Here is a 22,727-nt window from a genome sequence, read left to right as displayed (position 1 = left end):
CGCGGCCCGCTCCGGCAGCGCCGCCCGGGTGACCGCCAGCGCATGGCCGACGTCCCGCACGCCCAGCTCCGGCCGCTCCCGCAGATGCGCCGCCAACCGGCCGGCCTGGGCCCGCAGGGCGCCCTCGTCACCACCCGACAGCAGCCACGGCACCACACCGTCCCCGCTCGCCTCCGCCGACTCCGACGGCTCCGGCTGCTCCGGCGGTGCCTGCTCCAGCACCACATGCGCGTTGGTCCCGCTGATCCCGAACGAGGACACCGCCGAACGCCTCGGCCGCCCCGTCTCCGGCCACGGCCGCGCCCGCGTCAACAGCTCCACCGCACCCGACGACCAGTCCACCTGCCCGGTCCGCTCGTCCGCGTGCAGGGTCTTCGGCAGCACCCCGTGCCGCATCGCGAGGACGGCCTTGATGACCCCGGTGACACCGGCGGCGAACTGGGTGTGGCCGAGGTTCGACTTCACCGAGCCCAGCCAGGCCGGGTGCTCCTGCGGCCGGCCCTGGCCGTAGGTGGCCAGCAGCTCGACGGCCTCGATCGGGTCGCCCAGCGCGGTGCCGGTGCCGTGCGCCTCCAGCAGGTCGACCTGGTCCGGCGTCAGCCGCGCCTCGGCGAGGGCCTGCCGGATCACCCGGCGCTGCGCGGCGCCGTTCGGCGCGGTCAGGCCGTTCGACCTGCCGTCCTGGTTGATCGCGCTGCCCCGGAGCACCGCGAGCACCGGGTGGCCGAGGCGGCGGGCGTCGGAGAGCCGCTCCACCAGCAGCAGGCCGACCCCCTCGGCCATGCTCATGCCGTCGGCGCCGGCGCCGAACGCCTTGGAGCGGCCGTCACGGGCCAGGGCCCGCTGGCGGGCCAGCTCCAGGATGCCGTCCAGGGTGGACATCACCGTCACCCCGCCGGCCAGGGCGAGGTCGCACTCGCCCTGGCGCAGCGAGCGGGCCGCGAGGTGCAGCGCGACCAGCGAGGACGAGCAGGCCGTGTCCACCGTGACGGCCGGCCCCTCCAGCCCGAGCGTGTAGGAGACCCGACCGGAGGCGACGCTGCCCGAGCGGCCGTTGCCCAGGTAGCCCTCCAGCCCGTCCGGCACCCGGCCCAGCCGGGTGCCGTAGTCGTGGTAGCCGAGGCCCGCGAAGACGCCGGTCCGGCTGCCGCGCAGGGAGTGCGGGTCGATGCCCGCCGCCTCGACGGCCTCCCAGGAGGTCTCCAGCAGCAGCCGCTGCTGCGGGTCCATCCCGAGCGCCTCGCGCGGCGAGATGCCGAAGAACTCCGCGTCGAACTCCGCGACGTCCGTCAGGAAGCCGCCCTGCCGGACGTAGAACGTGCCGGGCACGTCCGGGTCGGGGTCGTACCGGCCGTCGATGTCCCAGCCGCGGTCCCGGGGCAGGTCGGCGATCACGTCCGCGCCGTCGGTCAGCAGCGTCCAGAGGTCCTGCGGGGTGCGCACCCCGCCCGGGAGGCGGCAGGCCATGCCCACGATCGCGATCGGTTCGGGCGCGGGGTCGGCGAGCTCGGCGTTCTGCCGGCGCAGCAGCTCGTTCTCCTTCAGCGAGAGCCGCAGGGCTTCGACGAGGCGGTCCTGGGTCTCAGCCATCTTTCCTCCACTGGCGGTTCCGGGTCGGTCGGCATGCGGGGCCCGGGCGGGCGGACCGGCCGGGCGGTCGGGGCGCGGCGTCATGTCGCGCTGCCGAACGCGCGGGCGATCAGGTCTTCGGCGTCCATGCCGTCGAGCCGGTCGAGCTCGTCCTCCGCGACGGGCGCCGGGTCGGACGTCGGGTCGGACGTCGGGTCGGGTGCCGAGACAGGGGACGGCTCGGGGGACGGCCCGGGGGCCGCTGCGGGGGCCGGGGTCTCCTCGGCGAGGCCCAACAGCACGTCGAGCAGGCCGAGTTCCCGCAGCCGGTCGAGCGGCAGCGCGGCGAGGGTCCGGCGGATCCCGTCCTCGTCGGCGCCGGTACCGGGCACCGCGGCGGCGAGGGCCCCGGGCGCCTCCCCGTCGGGGAAGAGCTCCCGCCGCAGCCGCTCGGCGAGTTCGCGCGCGCTCGGGCTCTCGAAGACCACGGTGGCGGGCAGCCGCAGCCCGGTCGCCGTGTTCAGCCGGTTGCGCAACTCGACGGCGGTCAGCGAGTCGAAGCCGAGGTCCTTGAAGGGGCGGTCCGCCCCCACCAGGTCCGGCCCGTCGTGGCCGAGCACGGTGGCGGCGTGGCCCCGGACCGCCCGCAGCAGGACGCGGGTGCGTTCGGCCGCGGGCAGCCTGGTCAGCCGCAGGACGAGCGAACCGTCCTCCGGCCGGCCGGTGCCGGCCGTCCGGCGCGCCGGGGCGACCAGCTCGCGCAGCAGCGGGGGAACGTCCCCGCCGCGCTCGCGCAGGCCGGCCAGGTCGAGCGGCGCGGCCACCAGCGTCGACCGGTCCAGCCGGACCGCGGCGTCGAACAGGGCGAGGCCCTGCTCCGGGGTCATCCCGAGGGCGCCGCTCCTGGCCAGCCGGCCGTGGTCGCTCGCGCCGAGGTGTCCGGTCATCCCGCTGCGGGGCTCCCAGAGCCCCCAGGCGAGCGAGAGCGCCGGCCGGCCGGCCTCCCGTCGCCGGGCGGCGAGCGCGTCCAGGAAGGCGTTGGCCGCCGCGTAGTTGGCCTGCCCGGGGCTGCCGAAGACACCGGCGGCCGAGGAGTAGAGGACGAAGGCGGCGAGGTCCTCACCGGCGGTGAGCTCGTGCAGCGCGAGTGCCGCGTCGGCCTTGGGCCGCAGCACCGCGTCCAGTTGCTCGGCGGTCAGGGACTCCACCACGCCGTCGTCGAGCACGCCCGCGGTGTGCACGACGCCGCTCAGTGGCGGTCGGACCCCGGCGAGCAGCTCCCGCAGCGCGTCGCGGTCCGCGGTGTCGCAGGCCGCGATGGTCACCTCGGCGCCCAGTTCGCGCAGCGAGGCCTCCAGTTCACCGGCACCCTCGGCCGCCGGGCCACTGCGGCCCACCAGCAGCAGATGCCGCACCCCGTACGCCGTCACCAGGTGCCGGGCCAGCAGCGACCCCAGCGTGCCGGTACCACCGGTGACCAGCACCGTGCCCTCGGGGCCCAGCTGCCGGGGGACGGTCAGCACGACCTTGCCGACCAGCTTGGCCTGGCTCAGCTGCCGGAAGGCCTCGGGTGCCCGCCGGACGTCCCAGCAGGTCGTCGGCAGCGGCGACAGCACGCCCTGCTCGAAGAGGTCCACCAGTTCGGCCAGCATCTGCTGGATCCGGTCCGGTCCGGCGGCCGCCACCAGGTCGAACGCCCGGTAGGTCACGCCCGGGTGCGCGGCGGCCACCTCCCCGGCGGCGCGGACGTCGGTCTTGCCCAGCTCGACGAACCTCCCGCCGCGGGGCAGCAGGCGCAGCGAGGCGTCGACGAACTCCCCCGCGAGGCAGTCCAGGACGACGTCCATCCCGCGCCCGCCGCTGGCCGCCAGGAACGCCTGCTCGAAGCCGGTGGTCCGCGAGTCGGCGATGTGGTCGTCGTCGAGGCCGAGCGAGCGCAGCGCCGGCCACTTGCCCCGGCCGGCCGTGCCGTAGACCTCGGCGCCCCGGTGCCGGGCCAGTTGCACGGCGGCCGTTCCGACGCCGCCGGCGGCGGCGTGGATCAGCACCGACTCGCCGGGGCGCAGGCCGGCCAGGTCGTACAGGGCGTAGTAGGCCGTCAGGAAGGCGACCGGCATGGCCGCCGCCTCGGCGAACGACCAGCCCTCGGGAATCCGGGCCACCAGCCGGGCATCGGCCACCGCGACCGGTCCGAAGGACTTGGGCAGCATGCCGAGGACGCGGTCCCCGGGGGCGAAGCCGGTCACCCCCGGGCCGGTCTCCAGCACCACCCCGGCGCCCTCGCCGCCGAGGTACGCCCCCGGGTCCGGGTACATCCCCAGCGCGACCAGGGTGTCGCGGAAGTTCAGTCCGGCCGCGCGGACCGCGATCCGCAGCTCGCCGGCGGCCAGCGGCGCGAGCGCCTCGGGGTGCGGGGCGAACGCCAGGCCCTCCAGGGTGCCCGACGCGTCGGCGGTCAGGTGCCAGGCGGGCGTGGCGGGCCGCTCAGGCGGGTCGGGCCGCTCAGGCGGGTCGGGCAGCTCAGTCGGGTCGGGCAGCTCAATCGGGTCGGGCAGTGCCAGTTCACCCCGGGCCGCCACCGCCCGGGCCAGTCGGGGGGCGTGCAGTACGCCGTCGCGGACCGCGAGTTGGGGCTCGCCGGTGGCGACGGCGGCGTCCAGCAGCCCGGGGGCGGCGGGATCGTCGTCGAGGTCGACGAGGACGAACCGGCCGGGGTGCTCGGCCTGGGCGGAGCGGAGCAGCCCCAGCACGGCGGCGCCCACCGGGTCCGGCGCGCCGTCCGTCGCCCGGGCGGCCACCGCACCGCGGGTCACCACGGCCAGCGGGCCCGCGTCGGCGGGGGTTTCGGCCAGCCTGGCCCGGACCTCCGTCAGTGCGTGCCGGACGGCGTCCCGGACGGCCCGGGCCGGGTCGGCGTCGCCCGCCACGGTGACCAGGATCCGCGCCGTCCGCGCGACCGGTCCGGCCGGGAGCGGCAGCGGCTGCCAGGCCACGTCGAAGAGCGCGTCGGGGGCCACCGCCTCGCGCTGCGCGAGCGCGCCGCCCGGGATCTCCCGGACCAGCAGCGAGGCCGCCGAGGCCACCGGACGGCCGTCCTCGTCGGCGACCAGCAGCGACACGCTGTCCTCACCGGTCGGCACGAGCCGGACCCGCAGCGCCGTGGCGCCCGAGGCGTGCAGGCGGAACCCGCTCCACGAGAAGGGGAGCCGGGCGGCGCCGCCGACGCCCTGGAGCGCCCAGGCGTGCAGGGCGCTGTCCAGCAGGGCGGGGTGCAGTCCGTAGCGCCCGGCCCCGGCGCGCTCGGACTCCGGGAGGCCGACCTCGGCGAAGAGCTCCGGACCGCGCCGCCAGAGGGTCCGCAGGCCGCGGAACGCCGGTCCGTAGCGGTACCCGGCCTCGTCGAGGCTCTCGTAGAAGCCCGCGGTGTCCACCGCGACCGCACCGGCGGGGGGCCAGACGGCCAGGTCGGCCGACTCCTCCACGGGGTCGGCCGGGGCGAGGGTCCCGGAGGCGTGCCTGGTCCACGGCCGCCCCTCGCCCGGGCGGGCGTGGACGGTCACCGTGCGCCGTCCGGTGTCGTCGGCGTCCCCGACCGCGACCTGGACGCCGACCGCCGCCCGCTCGGGCAGCGCCAGCGGCGCCTCGATGACCAGTTCCTCGACGACCGGGCAGCCGGCCTCGTCACCGGCCCGGACGGCCAGCTCGACGAAGGCCGTCCCCGGCAGCAGCACCGTCTCCCGCACGGCGTGGTCGGCGAGCCACGGGTGGCCGCGCCGCGACAGCCGGCCGGTGAGCAGCAGGCCGTCACCGCCCGCCGGGGCGACCACGGCGCCGAGCAGCGGATGGCCGGCGTCCCCCAGCCCGAGGCCGACGGCCGAGCCGCCCTGCTCGTCCGCCGCGGTCCGCACCCAGTAGCGGCGGCGCTGGAAGGCGTAGGTGGGCAGTTCGACCGGGCGGCCGCCGGCGGTGGCGGCGCTCCAGTCGACCGGGACACCGGCGGCCCAGAGCCCGGCCACCGAGGCCAGCAAGCGCTCCGGCCCGCCCTCGTCGCGGCGCAGCGTGCCCGTCACGGTGGCCGTGGCCTCCGCGCTCTCGACGGTGTCCTGGATGCTGGTGGTCAGCACCGGGTGGGGGCTGACCTCGACGAAGATCCGGTGGCCGTCGTCGAGCAGCGCCCGGGTGGCGGCCTCGAACTCCACCGGTTGGCGCAGATTGGCGTACCAGTAGGCGGCGTCGAGCTCCCGCCCCTCCATCGTCCTCCCGGTCGTCGAGGAGTAGAACGGCACCTCGGCCGGTCCCGGCTCGACCGGCGCGAGCACCGCCAGCAGTTCCTCGCGCAACCGCTCCACCTGCGAGGTGTGCGAGGCGTAGTCCACCGGAATCCGCCGGGCCCGCACCCCGTGCTCCTGGCAACGCGTCAGAAGCTCGTCCAGCGCCGCCGGTTCACCGGCCACCACCGTCCCCGCCGGGCCGTTCAGCGCCGCCACCTGGATCCGGTCCCGCCAGCGGACGATCAACCCACCGACCTCACCGGCGGGCAGCGGAACGGACACCATCCCACCGCGCCCGGCCAACCCGGTCAACGCCCGACTGCGCAACGCCACGATCCGCGCCGCGTCCGACAGCGACAACACACCCGCCACACACGCCGCCGCGATCTCCCCCTGCGAATGCCCCACCACCGCCGACGGCTCCACACCGTACGACCGCCACAACTCCGCCAACGACACCATCACCGCGAACAGCACCGGCTGCACCACATCCACCCGCTCCAACGACGGAGCACCGGGCACACCTCGCAGCACATCGAGCAGATCCCAGTCGACGAACGGCCCCAACGCCTCCGCACACTCCGCCAACCGCGCCGCGAACACCGGCGACTCCGCCAACAGCTCCACACCCATCCCGACCCACTGCGAACCCTGCCCCGGAAAGACGAACACCGTCCGGTCGTCGACCGTCGCCCGGGCCCGCACCGTCGCGGCGGCGGGCCGGCCCTCGGCCAGCGCGTCCAGGCCGTGCAGCAGCGCCGCCCGGTCCGCGCCCAGGACCGCGGCCCGCTCCGGCAGCGCCGCCCGGGTGACCGCCAGCGCATGGCCGACGTCCCGCACGCCCAGCTCCGGCCGCTCCCGCAGATGCGCCGCCAGCCGGCCGGCCTGGGCCCGCAGGGCGCCCTCGTCAGCACCCGACAGCAGCCACGGCACCACACCGTCCCCGCTCGCCTCCGCCGACTCCGCCGACTCCGGGGGTGCCTGCTCCAGCACCACATGCGCGTTGGTCCCGCTGATCCCGAACGAGGACACCGCCGAACGCCTCGGCCGCCCCGTCTCCGGCCACGGCCGCGCCCGCGTCAACAGCTCCACCGCACCCGACGACCAGTCCACCTGCCCCGTCGGCTCCGCCACGTGCAGCGTCTTCGGCAGCACCCCGTGCCGCATCGCCTGGATCATCTTGATCATTCCGGCGGCGCCGGCGGCGCCCTGGGTGTGGCCGAGGTTCGACTTCACCGAGCCCAGCCAGAGCGGTTCCGCCTCGGCGCGGTCCTGGCCGTACGTCGCCAGCAGCGCCTGCGCCTCGATCGGATCGCCCAGCACCGTTCCGGTGCCGTGCGCCTCGACGGCGTCCACGCCGTCGGCGGCGACCCCGGCGTTGGCCAGCGCCTGCCGGATCACCCGCTGCTGCGCCGGTCCGTTCGGCGCCGACAGCCCGTTGCTCGCCCCGTCCTGGTTGACCGCGCTGCCCCGGACCACCGCGAGCACCCGGTGTCCGTGGCGGCGCGCGTCCGAGAGCCGCTCCAGGACCAGCAGGCCGACCCCCTCGGACCAGCCGGTGCCGTCGGCCGTCGCGGAGAACGGCTTGCACCGCCCGTCCGCCGCCAGCCCGCGCTGCCGGGAGAAACCGGTGAACGCGGCCGGCGTGGTCATCACGGTCACGCCGCCGGCCAGCGCCAGCGAGCACTCACCCGAGCGCAGCGAACGGCTCGCCAGGTGCACCGCCACCAGGGCGGACGAGCAGGCGGTGTCGACGGTGATCGCCGGGCCCTCCAACCCGAGCGTGTAGGAGATCCGGCCCGATGCGACGCTGCCCGCACCGCCCGTACCCGCGTAGGCCTCCAGCTCGGACGCCCCCTCGGCCCGGTCGAGCAGCGCGCCGTACTCGTGGTAGAGCAGCCCCGCGAACACCCCGGTGTCGCTGCCCCGCAGCGCCGCCGGGTCGATGCCCGCGTGCTCGAACGCCTCCCAGGAGGCCTCCAGCAGCAGCCGCTGCTGGGGGTCCATCGCCAGCGCCTCGCGCGGCGAGATGCCGAAGAACTCCGCGTCGAACTCCCCGGGGTCGGCGAGGAACGCGCCCGCGTCGACGTAGCTCTTGCCCGGACGGTCCGGGTCCGGGTCGAACAGCGTGTCGAGGTCCCAGCCCCGGTTCTCGGGGAAGCTCCCGACCACGTCCCGGCCCGCCGCGACCGTCTCCCAGAGGTCCTGCGGCGAGTCGATGCCGCCCGGGAAGCGGCAGGACATGCCGACGATCGCGATGGGCTCGTCCTGCGCCTCGGCGGCGAGTGCGGCCGGGCGGGCGCCCTCGGCCTCGCCGAACAGCTCGGCCTCCAGCCGCCGCGCCAGCACGGCCGGCGTCGGATGGTCGAACACCAGGGTGGCCGGCAGCCGGAGCCCGGTGGCCGTGGCGAGCCGATTGCGCAGCTCCACCGCGGTCAGCGAGTCGAAGCCCAACTCGCGGAAGGCGAGCGCGGGTTCGATCCCGGAGCCGGTGCTGTGACCGAGCACCGTCGCGGCGTGCGCGCGCACCAGCTCCAGCAGGGCCCGACCGCGCTCACCCGCCGGCCGGCCGGCGAGCCGCTCCGTCAGGGTGCCGGCCGCCCGGCCCTCGGCGGCGGCCCGGGCCACCCGCCGCCCCGGCCGGACCAGGCCGCGCAGCAGGGCGGGGACGGTCGCGTCCGCGGACCGCAGCCCGGCCAGGTCGAGCGCCATCGGCACCAGGACCGCCTCGTCGGCCGCGAGCGCGGCGTCGAACAGCGCGAGACCCTGCTCCGAGGAGAACGGCCGCACGCCGCTCCGGGCGATCCGGCGGTGGTCGGCCCGGTCCAGGTGACCGGTCATCCCGCTGGCCTCGGCCCACAGGCCCCAGGCCAGCGACACGGCGGGCAGCCCCCGCGCCCGGCGCGCCCCGGCGAGCGCGTCCAGGGCGGCGTTGGCCGCCGCGTAGGAGGCCTGGCCGGCGCCGCCGAGCACGCCCGCGGCGGAGGAGAAGAGGACGAACGCGGCGAGGTCCTCGCCGGCGGTGAGCTCGTGCAGCGCGAGCGCGGCATCGATCTTGGGCCGCAGGACGGCCGCCAGCCGCTCCGGCGTCAGCCCGGCCACCAGGCCGTCGTCCAGTACCCCGGCGGCGTGCAGCACACCGGTCAGCGGGCGCCGGAGGCCGGCGAGCAGCTCCCGCAGCGCGTCGCGGTCCGTGGTGTCGCAGGCCGCGATGGTCACCTCGGCGCCCCGTTCGCGCAGCGAGGCCTCCAGTTCACCGGCACCCTCGGCCGCCGGGCCACTGCGGCCCACCAGCAGCAGATGCCGCACCCCGTACGCCGTCACCAGGTGCCGGGCCAGCAGCGACCCCAGCGTGCCGGTACCACCGGTGACCAGCACCGTGCCCTCGGGATCGAACCGCGGGGCCGGTGCGCCGTCCCCGGACGGGATCGCCCGGACCAGCCGGGGCATCAGCACCTCGCCCGCCCGGACGGCCAGTTGGGGCTCCTCGGAGGCGAGGACGGCGGGCGGCAGGAGCGGCACTGCGGCGGGGTCGTCGACGTCCACCAGGACCAGGCGCCCCGGGTGTTCGGCCTGCGCGGAGCGCACCAGCCCCCAGACGGCCGCACCGGCCGGGTCCGCGGCCTCGCCCGGCCGGACGGCGGTCGCGGCGCGCGTCACCACCACCAGCCGGTGGTCCGCCGACCGTTCGTCGGCCAGCCAGGACCGCAGGGTGTCGAGCGCCCGCCGGGCCAGCAGGTGCACGGCCGCCGCCCCCTCCTCCCCGGGCGCGGGGAAGTGCTCGACGACCACGGCCGGGGCCGGGGCCGGGGCCGCCGCCTCCGGCGCACCGGGCGCCGGCGCCCATGCGATCCGGTAGAGGGAGTCCCCGACGGCGGCGCCCGCCGCGCCGAACTCCTCGGCGGAGACCGGACGCAGGGCCAGCGACCGGGCGGTCGCCACCGGCTGCCCGGCGGGGTCGGCGACGGACAGGGCCATCCGGTCCGGTCCGTCCGGCCGCAGCCGGACGCGCAGGGCCGAAGCGCCCACCGCGTGGACGCGCACCTCGTTCCAGGCGAACGGCAGTCGGGTGGCGGTCGGGGCCGCGGGACCGGCTACCGCGTCGGTCCCGGCGCCTGAGGCCGAGCCTGCGCCGGCGTCGGCGTCCGCGCCGGCGCCGGTCAGGAAGGTGGCGTGCAGGGCCGCGTCCAGCAGCGCCGGGTGGAGCCCGTACCGGCCCGCCTCGGCCGACTGCTCCTCGTCCAGGCCGACCTCGGCGAACACCTCGTCGCCACGGCGCCAGGCGGTGCGCAGCCCCCGGAAGGCGGGCCCGTAGTGGTAGCCCGCCGCCACCAGCCGCTCGTACAGCCCGGCGGTCTCCAGGGCCACCGCGCCGGGCGGCGGCCACACTTCGGCGTCGAAGGCCTCCGGGGACCGGTCCCCGGCCGAGCCGGCGGCCGCCAGCACGGCGGTGGCATGGCGGGTCCACGGCTCCTCGCCGCCCTGGTCCGGGCGGGTGTGGACCCCGACCTGCCGCACCCCGGACGGCTGGGCGGCGCCCACCCGCACCTGCAACTGGAGACCGCCCTGGTCGGGCAGCACCAGCGGCCGTTCGATGACCAGCTCGTCGAGCAGCTCGCACCCCACCTGGTCACCGGCCCGGACGGCCAGTTCGACGAAAGCGGTGCCCGGCAGGATGGCGGTGCCCGCCACGGCGTGGTCGGCCAGCCAGGGGTGGGTGTCCAGCGAGAGCCGGTTGGTGAACAGGACTTCGTCGCTGTCGGCCGGTTCGATCACCGCGCCGAGCAGCGGATGGTCCGCCGTGCCGAGCCCCGCGCCGGTCAGTCCGCCGCCCGTGAGCCCGGAGGCGTTCAGCCAGTAGCGCTGCCGCTGGAACGGATAGGTCGGCAGCTCCACCCGCCGTGCGGGCGGGCCGCCGAAGGCCGCCGCCCAGTCCACCGGGCGGCCCTGGACGTGCACCTCGGCGAGCGAGCCGAGGAACCGGGCGGGCCCGCCGTCGTCGCGGCGGAGCGAGCCGGTCACGATGCCCTGGATCCCGGCCGCCTCCAGGGTCTCCTGGAGGCTCGCCGTCAGCACCGGGTGCGGACTGACCTCGACGAAGACGCCGTGGCCCTGCTCCGCCAGCGCCCGGGTCGCGGGCTCGAAGGCGACGGTCCGACGCAGGTTGCGGTACCAGTAGTCGGCGTCGAGCTCGGCGCCGGTCAGCCAGCGCTCCTCGACCGTCGAGTAGAACGGCACCTCGGCCGGTCCCGGCTCGACCGGCGCGAGCACCGCCAGCAGTTCCTCGCGCAACCGCTCCACCTGCGAGGTGTGCGAGGCGTAGTCCACCGGAATCCGCCGGGCCCGCACCCCGCGCTCCTGGCAATGCGTCAGAAGCTCGTCCAACGCCGCCGGTTCACCGGCCACCACCGTCCCCGCCGGGCCGTTCAGCGCCGCCACCTGGATCCGGTCCCGCCAGCGGACGATCAACCCACCGACCTCACCGGCGGGCAGCGGAACGGACACCATCCCCCCGCGCCCGGCCAACCCGGTCAACGCCCGACTGCGCAACGCCACGATCCGCGCCGCATCCGACAGCGACAACACACCCGCCACACACGCCGCCGCGATCTCCCCCTGCGAATGCCCCACCACCGCCGACGGCTCCACACCGTACGACCGCCACAACTCCGCCAACGACACCATCACCGCGAACAGCACCGGCTGCACCACATCCACCCGCTCCAACGACGGAGCACCGGGCACACCACGCAACACATCGAGCAGATCCCAGTCGACGAACGGCCCCAACGCCTCCGCACACTCCGCCAACCGCCCCGCGAACACCGGCGACTCCGCCAACAGCTCCACACCCATCCCGACCCACTGCGAACCCTGCCCCGGAAAGACGAACACCACCCGGCCCGGGCCGGGGCCCGCCGCCACGCCGCGGACCACACCCGGCGCCGGGAAGTCCCCGGCCAGGGCGTCGAGGCCGCGCAGCAGGCTGTCCGTGTCGGTCCCGAGCACCACCGCACGGTGCTCCAGAACGGCCCGGGTGGTCGCCAGCGCATGGCCGACCGCCGCCGGATCCTCGGCCCGGCCCGCCCCGAGGGCCGAACGCAGGCGCGCGGCCTGCTCGCGGAGCGCGGGCGCGCTGCGCGCTGACAGCAGCCACGGCACCACGGCGGGCCCCGGCACCGGCGCGACCGCGGCCGGCGCCTCCCCCGGCTCCGCGTCCACCGGGGCCGGGGCCTGTTCGAGGACGACGTGCGCGTTGGTCCCGCTCATGCCGAACGACGAGACGCCGGCCCGGCGCGGGTGCTCCCCCGCCGGCCACGGCCGGGCCTCGGTGAGCAGCCGGAGCGCGCCCGAGGACCAGTCGATGTGCGGGGACGGCTCCTCGGCGTGCAGCGTCCTCGGCAGGACCTCCTTCCGCATCGCCATCACCATCTTGATCACCCCGGAGACGCCGGCCGCCCCCTGGGCGTGGCCGACGTTGGACTTCAGCGAGCCCAGCCAGAGCGGCTGCTCCGCCGGCCGGTCCCGGCCGTAGGTGGCGAGCAGGGCCTGGGCCTCGATCGGGTCGCCGAGCTTCGTCCCCGTGCCGTGCGCCTCGACCACGTCCACCTCGGCGGCGGACAGCCGGGCGTCGGCCAGGGCCCGCCGGATCACCCGCTGCTGGGCGGGGCCGTTCGGCGCGGACAACCCGTTGGACCGGCCGTCCTGGTTGACCGCCGACCCGCGCACCACCGCCAGGACGTGATGCCCGTTGCGGCGCGCGTCCGACAGCCGCTCGACCAGCAGCAGCCCGACGCCCTCGGCCATCCCGAAGCCGTCCGCGCCGGCCCCGAAGGCCCGGCAGCGCCCGTCGGTGGACAGACCGCGCAGCCGGGAGAAGCGGACGAACTCCTCGGGGGTGAGCATCACCGTCACCCCGCCGGCCAGCGCCAGCGAGCACTCGCCCGACCGCAGCGACTGGACGGCCAGGTGCAGGGCGACCAGGGAGGAGGAGCAGGCGGTGTCGACCGTCACCGCGGGGCCTTCCAGGCCCAGGGTGTAGGAGATCCGGCCAGAGGCGACACTGGCGGCGCTGCCGGTGCCGACGTGCCCCTCCAGATCGGCCGGGATCCGCGCACCGCGCCGCGCGTAGTCGCCGTAGACCACGCCGGCGAACACCCCGGTGTCGGTCCCGCGCACCGACACCGGATCGATGCCCGCGTGCTCGAAGGCCTCCCAGGAGGCCTCCAGCAGCAGCCGCTGCTGCGGGTCCATCGCCAGCGCCTCGCGCGGCGAGATCCCGAAGAACGCGGCGTCGAACTCGGCGGCCTCGTGCAGGAACCCGCCGGCCCGGACGTAGGAGCGGCCCGGCACGTCGGGGTCCGGGTCGTAGAAGTCGGTGAGGTCCCAACCGCGGTTGACGGGCAGCCCCGAGATCACGTCGGAGCCCGCCGCCACCAGGTCCCACAGGCCCTCGGGCGAGGTGACGCCACCGGGCAGCCGGCAGGCCATGCCGACGATCGCGATCGGCTCCTGCCGGCTGTCCTCCACCTCCCGCAGGCGGTCGCGGGTCTCGCGCAGCTCGGCGGTCACCCGGTTGAGGAAGTAGCGCATCCGGTCGTCATTCATGAGCGTTTCCCTCTGCGGAGTGATCGGGCTGGTAGATGCCGAACTCGTCGCCGAGGAGCCCGATCAGCTCGTCGTCGGTCACGGCTTCGAGTTCGGTGACGGTGTCGGCGGGACCGTCGGCGCGCGACGCGGTGGCGCGCCAGCCGGCCAGCAGGTCCTGGAGGCGGTCGCCGACCGCCTGGCGTTCGGCCACCGCGAGCGAGGCGGCGGACAGGACCGCCGCCAGGCGGTCCAGTTCGGCCAGGACCGGCACCACGGTGGTGTCGGGGCGCGGGGCCAGTTCGGCGTGCAGGTGGTCGGCGAGCGCCGCCGGGGTCGGATGGTCGTAGATCAGGGTGGAGGTCAGCCGCAGGCCGGTCGCCGTCCGCAGGCGGTTGCGCAGTTCGACGGCGGTGAGCGAGTCGAAGCCGAGGTCCTTGAACGGCTGGTCGGGCTCGATCGCGTCCGGCGAGGAGTGCCGCAGGACGGTCGCGATCACCGGCCGGACCAGCGCCAGCAGGGCGCCGGGGCGCTCGGCCTCCGGCAGCTCCGCCAGGCGGCGGGCCAGCGCGGCCGCCGGGTCGTCCGACGGGTCGGCGACCGCCGGGCCGGACGGGGCCGGCCCGGGCCGTTCGGCGCGGAGGCCGCCCAGCAGGGGCAGGCGCCAGGCAGGGTCGTCCCAGGCGCAGTGCAGGACGGCGACGGAGGTCTCGTCGTGGTCCAGGATCCCCCCGAGGGCGTCCAGGGCCAGCTCCGGGTCGAGGTCCCGGGCGCCGTGCCGGCGGATCCGGTCCTCGGTACCGGGGGCGGCCGTGACGGCACCGTCCCAGTGGCCCCAGGCGATCGCGGTGGCGGGCAGGCCGTCCGCCCGCCGCTGGTGCGCCAGCGCGTCCAGATAGGCGTTGCCCGGTGCGTAGTTGGCGTGACCGGCCAGGCCGCAGACGCCGGCGAAGGAGGAGAACAGGACGAAGGCGGAGAGGTCCAGGCCCACGGTCAGCTCGTGCAGCACCCGGGCACCGCCCACCTTGACCCGCAGCACGTGCTCCATCTGATTGGCCGTCAAGGTATCGACCAGGGCGTCGTCGAGCAGCGTGGGGGCGTGGAACACGGCCGTGAGCGGGTGCTCCCCGGGCAGCCCGGCCAGCAGCTCGCCCACCGCGGCCCGGTCGGACATCTCGCACCGGTGGGCGCTCACCTGGGCGCCGGAGGCGGTCAGCTCGGCGAGGAACTCGGCGTCCTCGAAGGCGTCCTCGCTCAGCAGCAGCAGGTGTTCGGCGCCGTCGGCGGCCAGGCGCCGGGCGACGTGACGGCCGAGCGCGCCGGTGGCACCCGTGATCAGCACCGTGCCGCCAGGCCTCCAGTCACGCACCGCCGGACGGCCCGCCAGCGGCGCCCGCTCCAACCGCCGCACGGACAACCCCGCAGACCGGACCGCCAGTTCGTCCTCACCGTGCCCACCGATCAGCGCGGTGACCGTGGCCCGCGCCAGATCGACCCCGGGCGACTCCGGCACATCCACCACACCACCCCAGCGGTCCGGCAGCTCCGCCGCGACCACCCGGCCCAGACCCCAGAGCATCGCCTGCTCCGGACCGGACACCCGCTCACCACCACCCACCGCCACCGCGCCCCGCGTCACACACCACAACGGCGCCGCCACACCCACGTCCTCCAACGCCTGCACCAACGCCACCGACGCCGCCAGACCCCACGGCACCGACCCACCACCGGCCACCGCACCCGACCCGCTGCCCAGCAGCGACACCACCCCCGCCGGCTCACGCCCCTTCAACAACGCCGCCAACGAGTCACGCCCAACCGCACCATCCACCACCAACACAGCGGCATCCACACCGAGCTCGGCGAACGCCGACACCAGCGCCGACCCCCAGCCACCGTCAGCACCACCCTCCGGCACCACCAGCAGCCACGCACCCCCCGACCCCACCGCCGGAACCACATCCAACGGCCGCCACACCACGCGATACCGCAACGCATCCACCGCACTCAACGGCGAAACACCCGAACCCACCACCGACGGCTCCAGCCAGAACCGCTCACCCTGGAACGCATACGTCGGCAACTCCACCCGACGCCCACCCCCCGTGGCCACACCCCAGTCCACCGGCACACCACGCACCCACACCTCGGCCACCGACGCGAGGAAACGCTCAAGCCCACCCTCGTTCCGCCGCAACGACCCGACCACCACGGCTTCTCCGCCGTGCTCCTCCAACGTCTCCTCGACGGCCAGGCTCAGCACCGGGTGCGCGCTGCTCTCGACGAACGCCCGGAACTCGTCGGCCGCACAGGCCCGCACGGCCGCCGCGAACGCCACCGGTTCCCGCAGGTTCCGGTACCAGTACTCCGCGTCCAGCATCGTCGTGTCCACCCGGCCGCCGGTCACGGACGAGTAGAACGGGACCTTCGCCGACCGGGCGGTGACCTCGCCCAGGACGTCGAGCAGTCGGTCCCGGACGGTCTCGACCTGCGCGGAGTGCGAGGCGTAGTCGACCGGGATCCGGCGGGCCCGCACGCCCCGCGCCTCACAGTCCGCCAGCAGCCCCTCCAGCGCCGTCGGCTCCCCCGACACCACCACCGAGCCGGGCCCGTTCACCGCCGCCACCGACAACCGGCCCTCCGCGGCAGCCACCAACTCCCCTGCCCGCGCCGGGCTCAGCGCCAGCGACACCATCCCGCCCAGCCCCGCGAGTGCGTCCGCGATCACCTGGCTGCGCAAGGCCACGATCCGCGCCGCGTCCACCAAGGAGAGCGCACCCGCCACATAGGCGGCCGCGATCTCCCCCTGTGAATGGCCGACGACCGCCGACGGCTCGACACCGTAGGAACGCCACAGCTCGGCCAGTGCGACCATCACCGCGAAGGAGACCGGCTGGACCACATCCACCCGCTCCAGCGAAGGCGCGCCGGGCACGCCCCGCAGCACATCGAGCACGTCCCAGTCGATGAACGGCCGCAACGCCTGCGCGCACTCCGCCAACCGCGCCGCGAACACCGGCGAGGAATCCACCAACTCCCGGCCCATGCCTACCCACTGCGCTCCCTGACCCGGGAAGACGAACACCACCCCCGCGTCATTCGGCAGGTCGGCCGTGCCCTCGACGACCCCCGCTACCGGCGCGGCCCCGCCCACGGCGCGCAGACCGAGCAGCGCCTTGGCCCGGTCCTCCGCGACGACGACGGCCCGGCGCTCCAGCCGCGCACGCCCCGAGGCCAGCGAATAGGCCACATCCGGCACACCCAGGTCGTCCCGCGCCTCCCACCAGTCGGCCAACCGCGCGCCCTGCGCGCGCAACGCCGACCCGCCCCGCGCGGAGACGACCAGCGGCGCCACCCCCGGCCCCGACGACGCGGCCGACGGCTCCTCCACCGGCGCCTGCTCCAGCACCACATGCGCGTTGGTCCCGCTGATCCCGAAGGAGGAGACAGCCGCCCGACGCGGCCGCTCCACCGAAGAACCCCACTCCCGGGCCTCCGTCAGCAACTCCACCGCGCCCGAGGACCAGTCGATGTGCGGTGACGGCTGGTCGGCGTGCAGCGTCCTGGGCAGCACACCCGCCCGCATCGCCGACACCATCTTGATCACACCCGCCACACCCGCCGCCGCCTGGGTGTGCCCGATGTTCGACTTCACCGAGCCCAGCCAGAGCGGGGCTCCCCCGGCGCGGTCCTGACCGTAGGTGGCCAGCAGGGCCTGCGCCTCGATCGGGTCGCCCAGGGTGGTGCCCGTACCGTGGGCCTCGACGGCGTCCACATCCCGCGCGGACAGTCCGGCGTTCGCCAGCGCCTGCCGGATCACCCGCTGCTGCGACGGACCGTTCGGCGCCGTCAGACCGTTCGACGCACCGTCCTGGTTCACCGCACTGCCCCGCACCACGGCCAGCACCGGATGCCCGTTGCGCACCGCGTCCGACAGCCGCTCCACCAACAGGACACCGACACCCTCGGCCATACCGAACCCCTCGGCATCCACCGAGAAGGAACGGCACCGACCGTCCCTCGACAACCCCCGCTGCCGCGAGAACTCCACGAACATCCCCGGAGTCGACATCACCGTCACCCCACCCGCCAACGCCAGATCGCACTCACCCGACCGCAACGACTGCACCGCCAGGTGCAACGCCACCAACGACGACGAACACGCCGTGTCCACCGTCACCGCCGGCCCCTCCAACCCCAACGCGTACGAAACCCGGCCCGAGAGCACGCTGCCCGCGCTACCCGTCACCGCGTAGCCCTCGACCTCGGTCGACGCCTCGCGCAGCAGGGTCGTGTAGTCCTGCATGCTGAGGCCCGCGAAAACGCCGGTCCTGCTGCCCCGGGCCGATTCGGGGTCGATCCCCGCCCGTTCGAAGGCCTCCCACGAGGTCTCCAGCAGCAACCGCTGCTGCGGGTCCATCGCCAGCGCCTCCCGCGGCGAGATCCCGAAGAACCCCGCGTCGAACTCGGTGGCGGCATCCAGGAATCCGCCGGCCCGGACGTAGGACCGCCCGGACGCGTCGGGGTCGGCGTCGTACAGGCCGTCGACGTCCCAGCCGCGGTCCGCGGGCAGCGCGGAGATCGCGTCCGCCCCCGCGTCGAGCAGCCGCCACAGGTCCTCCGGCGAGCGCACGCCACCGGGGTACCGGCAGCTCATCCCGACGATCACGACGGGCTCGTCGGATCCGGCCGTCACCGGACGGGCGGCCGGGAAGGCCGGCTGGTGCCCGAAGAGTTCCGCGTGCAGGTGGTCGGCCAGGGCGACGGGCGTCGGATGGTCGTAGATCAGGGTGGCGGTCAGCCGCAGGCCGGTCGCGATCCGCAGGCGGTTGCGCAGTTCGACGGCGGTGAGCGAGTCGAAGCCGAGCTCCTTGAAGGCGCGGCTCGGCAGGACGGTGTCGTCGGAGGAGTGCCGCAGGACGGAGGCGACCACCTGGCGGACGGTGTCCAGCAGGGCCTTCCGCTGCTCCTCGGCGGAGCGTCCGGCCAGCCGGCGGGCCAGGTCCGGGGACTCCTCGGCGGAGGTCGCGGGCGTCCGCTCCGGACCGGCCACCGGGCGATCGGCGGCGAGCAGGTCGCTCAGTAGCGGGACCGGCCTGGCGCCCGCGCCGAGCCCGGTACCGTCCCAGCGGGTACTGAAGACGGCGACCGCGGTCTCGTCGTGGTCGAGGATCCCCGCGAGCGCGTCCAGCGCCAGCTCCGGCCGGAAGGTCAGCACACCGCGTCGCCGTATCTGCTCCTCGATGGCGGGTGCGGCGATGCCGCCGCCGTCCCAGTGGCCCCAGGCGATCGCGGTGGCGGGCAGGCCGTCCGCCCGCCGCTGGTGGGCCAGTGCGTCCAGATAGGCGTTGCCCGGTGCGTAGTTGGCGTGACCGGCCAGGCCGCATGTCCCGGCGATCGAGGAGAACAGGACGAAGGCGGAGAGGTCCAGGCCCTCGGTCAGCTCGTGCAGCACCCGGGCGCCGCCGACCTTGACCCGGAGCACATGCTCCATCTGATGGGCTGTCAAGTCACCGATCAGGGCGTCGTCGAGCAGGGCGGCCGTGTGGAACACGGCGGTGAGCGGGTGCTCCGCCGGCAGCGCGGCCAGCACCTCGGCGACCGCATCCCGGTCGGACACGTCGCACGCGGCCACGGTGACCTTCGCGCCGAGCCCCGTGAGCTCCGCTTCGAATGCCTCGGCGCCGGGTGCGGCACGACCGCTCCGGCTCAGCAGCAGCAGGTGTTCGGCGCCGTCGGCGGCCAGGCGCCGGGCGACGTGACGGCCGAGCGCGCCGGTGGCACCCGTGATCAGCACAGTGCCGCCGGGCCTCCAGTCACGCACCGCCGGACGGCCCGCCAGCGGCGCCCGCTCCAACCGCCGCACGGACAACCCCGCAGACCGGACCGCCAGTTCGTCCTCACCGTGCCCACCGATCAGCGCGGTGACCGTGGCCCGCGCCAGATCGACCCCGGGCGACTCCGGCACATCCACCACACCACCCCACCGGTCCGGCAGCTCCGCCGCGACCACCCGGCCCAGACCCCAGAGCATCGCCTGCTCCGGACCGGACACCCGCTCACCACCACCCACCGCCACCGCGCCCCGTGTCACACACCACAACGGCGCCGCCACACCCACGTCCTCCAACGCCTGCACCAACGCCACCGACGCCGCCAGACCCCACGGCACCGACCCACCACCGGCCACCGCACCCGACCCACTGCCCAGCAGCGACACCACCCCCGCCGGCTCACGCCCCTTCAACAACGCCGCCAACGAGTCACGCCCAACCGCACCCTCCACCACCAACACACCCGCATCCACACCGCGTTCGGCGAACGCCGACACCAGCGCCGACCCCCAGCCACCGTCGGCACCACCCTCCGGCACCACCAGCAGCCACGCACCCCCCGACCCCACCGCCGGAACCACATCCAACGGCCGCCACACCACGCGATACCGCAACGCATCCACCGCACTCAACGGCGAAACACCCGAACCCACCACCGACGGCTCCAACCAGAACCGCTCACCCTGGAACGCATACGTCGGCAACTCCACCCGACGCCCACCCCCCGTGACCACGCCCCAGTCCACCGGCACACCACGCACCCACACCTCGGCCACCGACGCGAGGAAACGCTCAAGCCCACCCTCGTTCCGCCGCAACGACCCGACCACCACGGCGTCGACCGTCTCCTCGATGCCCGGGCGCAGTACCGGGTGGGGGCTGACCTCGATGAAGACGCCGTGGCCCTGTGCGGAGAGCCGTTGGACGGCCTGGTCGAAGCGCACGGTCTCGCGCAGGTTGCGGTACCAGTAGTCGGCGTCGATCCCCTCGGTGTCCAGGAGGTCCCCGGTGACGGTGGAGTAGAACGCCACCTCCGAGGCCGCCGCCCGGTCCGGGCCGAGCGCGTCGAGCAGATGGTCCCGCACGGTCTCGACCTGCGCGGAGTGCGAGGCGTAGTCGACCGGGATCCGGCGCGCCCGCACGCCCCGCGCCTCACAGTCCGCCAGCAGCCCCTCCAACGCCGTCGGCTCCCCCGACACCACCACCGAGCCGGGCCCGTTCACCGCCGCCACCGACAACCGGCCCTCCGCGGCAGCCACCAACTCCCCCGCCTCGACCGGGCTCAGCGCCAGCGACACCATCCCGCCCAGCCCCGCCAACCGCTCCGCGATCACCCGGCTGCGCAACGCCACGATCCGCGCCCCCTCCGACAGCGACAACGCACCCGCCACACACGCCGCCGCGATCTCCCCCTGCGAATGCCCCACCACCGCCGACGGCTCCACACCGTAGGAACGCCACAACGCCGCCAGCGACACCATCACCGCGAACGACACCGGCTGCACCACATCCACCCGCTCCAACGACGGAGCACCGGGCACACCACGCACCACATCGAGCACGTCCCAACCGACGAACGGCCGCAACGCCTCCGCACACTCCGCCAACCGCGCCGCGAACACCGGCGAGGAATCCACCAACTCCCGGCCCATGCCTACCCACTGCGCCCCCTGACCCGGGAACACGAACACCACGCCGGAGGCGTCCAGCGGATCGGCCGTACCCTCCACCAGCGCGGGCGACGGCTCGCCCGAGGCCAGCGCACGGACGCCCGCCAGCGCCTGGGCCCGGTCCCCCGCCACGATCACGGCCCGGCGCTCCAGCCGCGCGCGCCCCGAGGCCAGCGAATAGGCCACATCCGGCACACCCAGGTCGTCCCGCGCCTCCCACCAGTCGGCCAACCGCGCGCCCTGCGCCCGCAACGCCGACCCACCCCGCGCGGAGACGACCAGCGGCGCCACCCCCGGCCCCGACGACGCGGCCGACGGCTCCTCCACCGGCGCCTGCTCCAGCACCACATGCGCATTGGTCCCGCTGATCCCGAAGGAGGAGACAGCCGCCCGACGCGGCCGCCCCACCGAAGAACCCCACTCCCGGGCCTCCGACAGCAACTCCACCGACCCCGCGTCCCAGTCCACTTCCGGCGAGGGCTGATCGGCGTGCAGCGTCCTCGGCAGCACACCCGCCCGCATTGCCGACACCATCTTGATCACACCCGCCACGCCCGCCGCCGCCTGCGGATGCCCGATGTTGGACTTGACCGACCCGAGGTACAACGGCCGTTCCGCCGGGCGGTCCTGGCCGTAGGTGGCGAGCAGCGCGTGGGCCTCGATCGGGTCGCCGAGGCGGGTCCCCGTGCCATGGGCCTCCACCACGTCCACGTCCGGCGCGGACAGTCCGGCGTTCGCCAGCGCCTGCCGGATCACCCGCTGCTGCGACGGACCGTTCGGCGCCGTCAGACCGTTCGACGCACCGTCCTGGTTCACCGCACTGCCCCGCACCACCGCCAGCACCGGATGCCCCAACCGCCGCGCGTCCGAAAGCCGCTCCACCAACAGGACACCGACGCCCTCGGCCATACCGAACCCCTCGGCATCCACCGAGAAGGAACGGCACCGACCGTCCCTCGACAACCCCCGCTGCCGCGAGAACTCCACGAACATCCCCGGAGTCGACATCACCGTCACCCCACCCGCCAACGCCAGGTCGCACTCACCCGACCGCAACGACTGCACCGCCAGGTGCAACGCCACCAACGACGACGAACACGCCGTGTCCACCGTCACCGCCGGCCCCTCCAACCCCAACGCGTACGAAACCCGGCCGGACAGCACGCTGAGCGTGTTGCCCGTCAGCAGGTAGCCGGCGAGGTCGTCCGAGCCCTCGTGCAGCCGGGGGCCGTACTCCTGGGAGAGCGCGCCGGCGAAGACGCCCGTCCGGCTCCCCCGTAGCGAGTCCGGGTCGATCCCCGCCCGCTCCACCGCCTCCCACGAGGTCTCCAGCAGCAACCGCTGCTGCGGGTCCATCGCCAGCGCCTCACGCGGCGAGATCCCGAAGAACCCCGCATCGAACTCGGCCACCGCGTCCAGGAACCCACCGGCCCGCACATAGCTGGACCCCGGCCGCCCGGCCTCCGGGTCGAACAGCTCCGCCAGGTCCCAGCCCCGGTCGGTCGGCAGCGGCCCCACGGCGTCCCCGCCGTCCACCACCAGCCGCCACAGGTCCTCCGGGGACCGAACCCCGCCGGGGAACCGGCAGCCGATGCCCACCACGGCCACCGGCTCGCCCGACGCGGCCTCCACCGCCCGCAGGCGCTCCCTGGTCTGCCGCAGGTCGGCCGACACACGCTTCAGGTAGTCGAGGAGCTTCTCTTCGTTATCCATCGGGAATCCGTCCAACGGGTAGAGGCCGGGAGCGCCGTTCGAGGTCAGGCCGGGCGGTCGGGACAGGGGAGCAGCGGGGCAGC

Annotated in this window: 3 protein-coding genes; all 3 read right to left on the bottom strand. The window is 75.3% G+C overall.

The genetic code is table 11. The features are described from left to right. Positions 1-1,590: type I polyketide synthase (locus ACIF6L_RS37315; protein WP_396492657.1), on the bottom strand; the 1,590-nt coding region annotated here is incomplete at its 3' end. Positions 1,591-1,670: 80 nt separating this feature from the next. After that, positions 1,671-13,448, bottom strand: a complete 11,778-nt coding sequence (locus tag ACIF6L_RS37310) for an SDR family NAD(P)-dependent oxidoreductase (RefSeq protein WP_396490785.1) — start codon at positions 13,446-13,448, stop codon at positions 1,671-1,673. Next, positions 13,441-22,644 carry an SDR family NAD(P)-dependent oxidoreductase gene (locus tag ACIF6L_RS37305; RefSeq protein WP_396490786.1) on the bottom strand — a complete coding sequence of 3,068 codons (9,204 nt, stop codon included), beginning with the start codon at positions 22,642-22,644 and terminating at the stop codon, positions 13,441-13,443. The genes ACIF6L_RS37310 and ACIF6L_RS37305 overlap by 8 nt, the downstream gene beginning before the upstream one ends. Between the last annotated feature and the right edge of the window lie 83 nt (positions 22,645-22,727).

Origin of the sequence: Kitasatospora sp. NPDC086009 (genome assembly GCF_044540385.1) — a bacterium.
GTDB lineage: Bacteria > Actinomycetota > Actinomycetes > Streptomycetales > Streptomycetaceae > Kitasatospora.
This window is presented reverse-complemented; position numbering and strand designations above follow the sequence as displayed.

Bases quoted from the DNA above. Each gene is read 5' to 3' on its own strand.
- ACIF6L_RS37305 (WP_396490786.1), bottom strand. From the start codon at position 22,644: ATGGATAACGAAGAGAAGCTCCTCGACTACCTGAAGCGTGTGTCGGCC.
- ACIF6L_RS37310 (WP_396490785.1), bottom strand. From the start codon at position 13,448: ATGAATGACGACCGGATGCGCTACTTCCTCAACCGGGTGACCGCCGAG.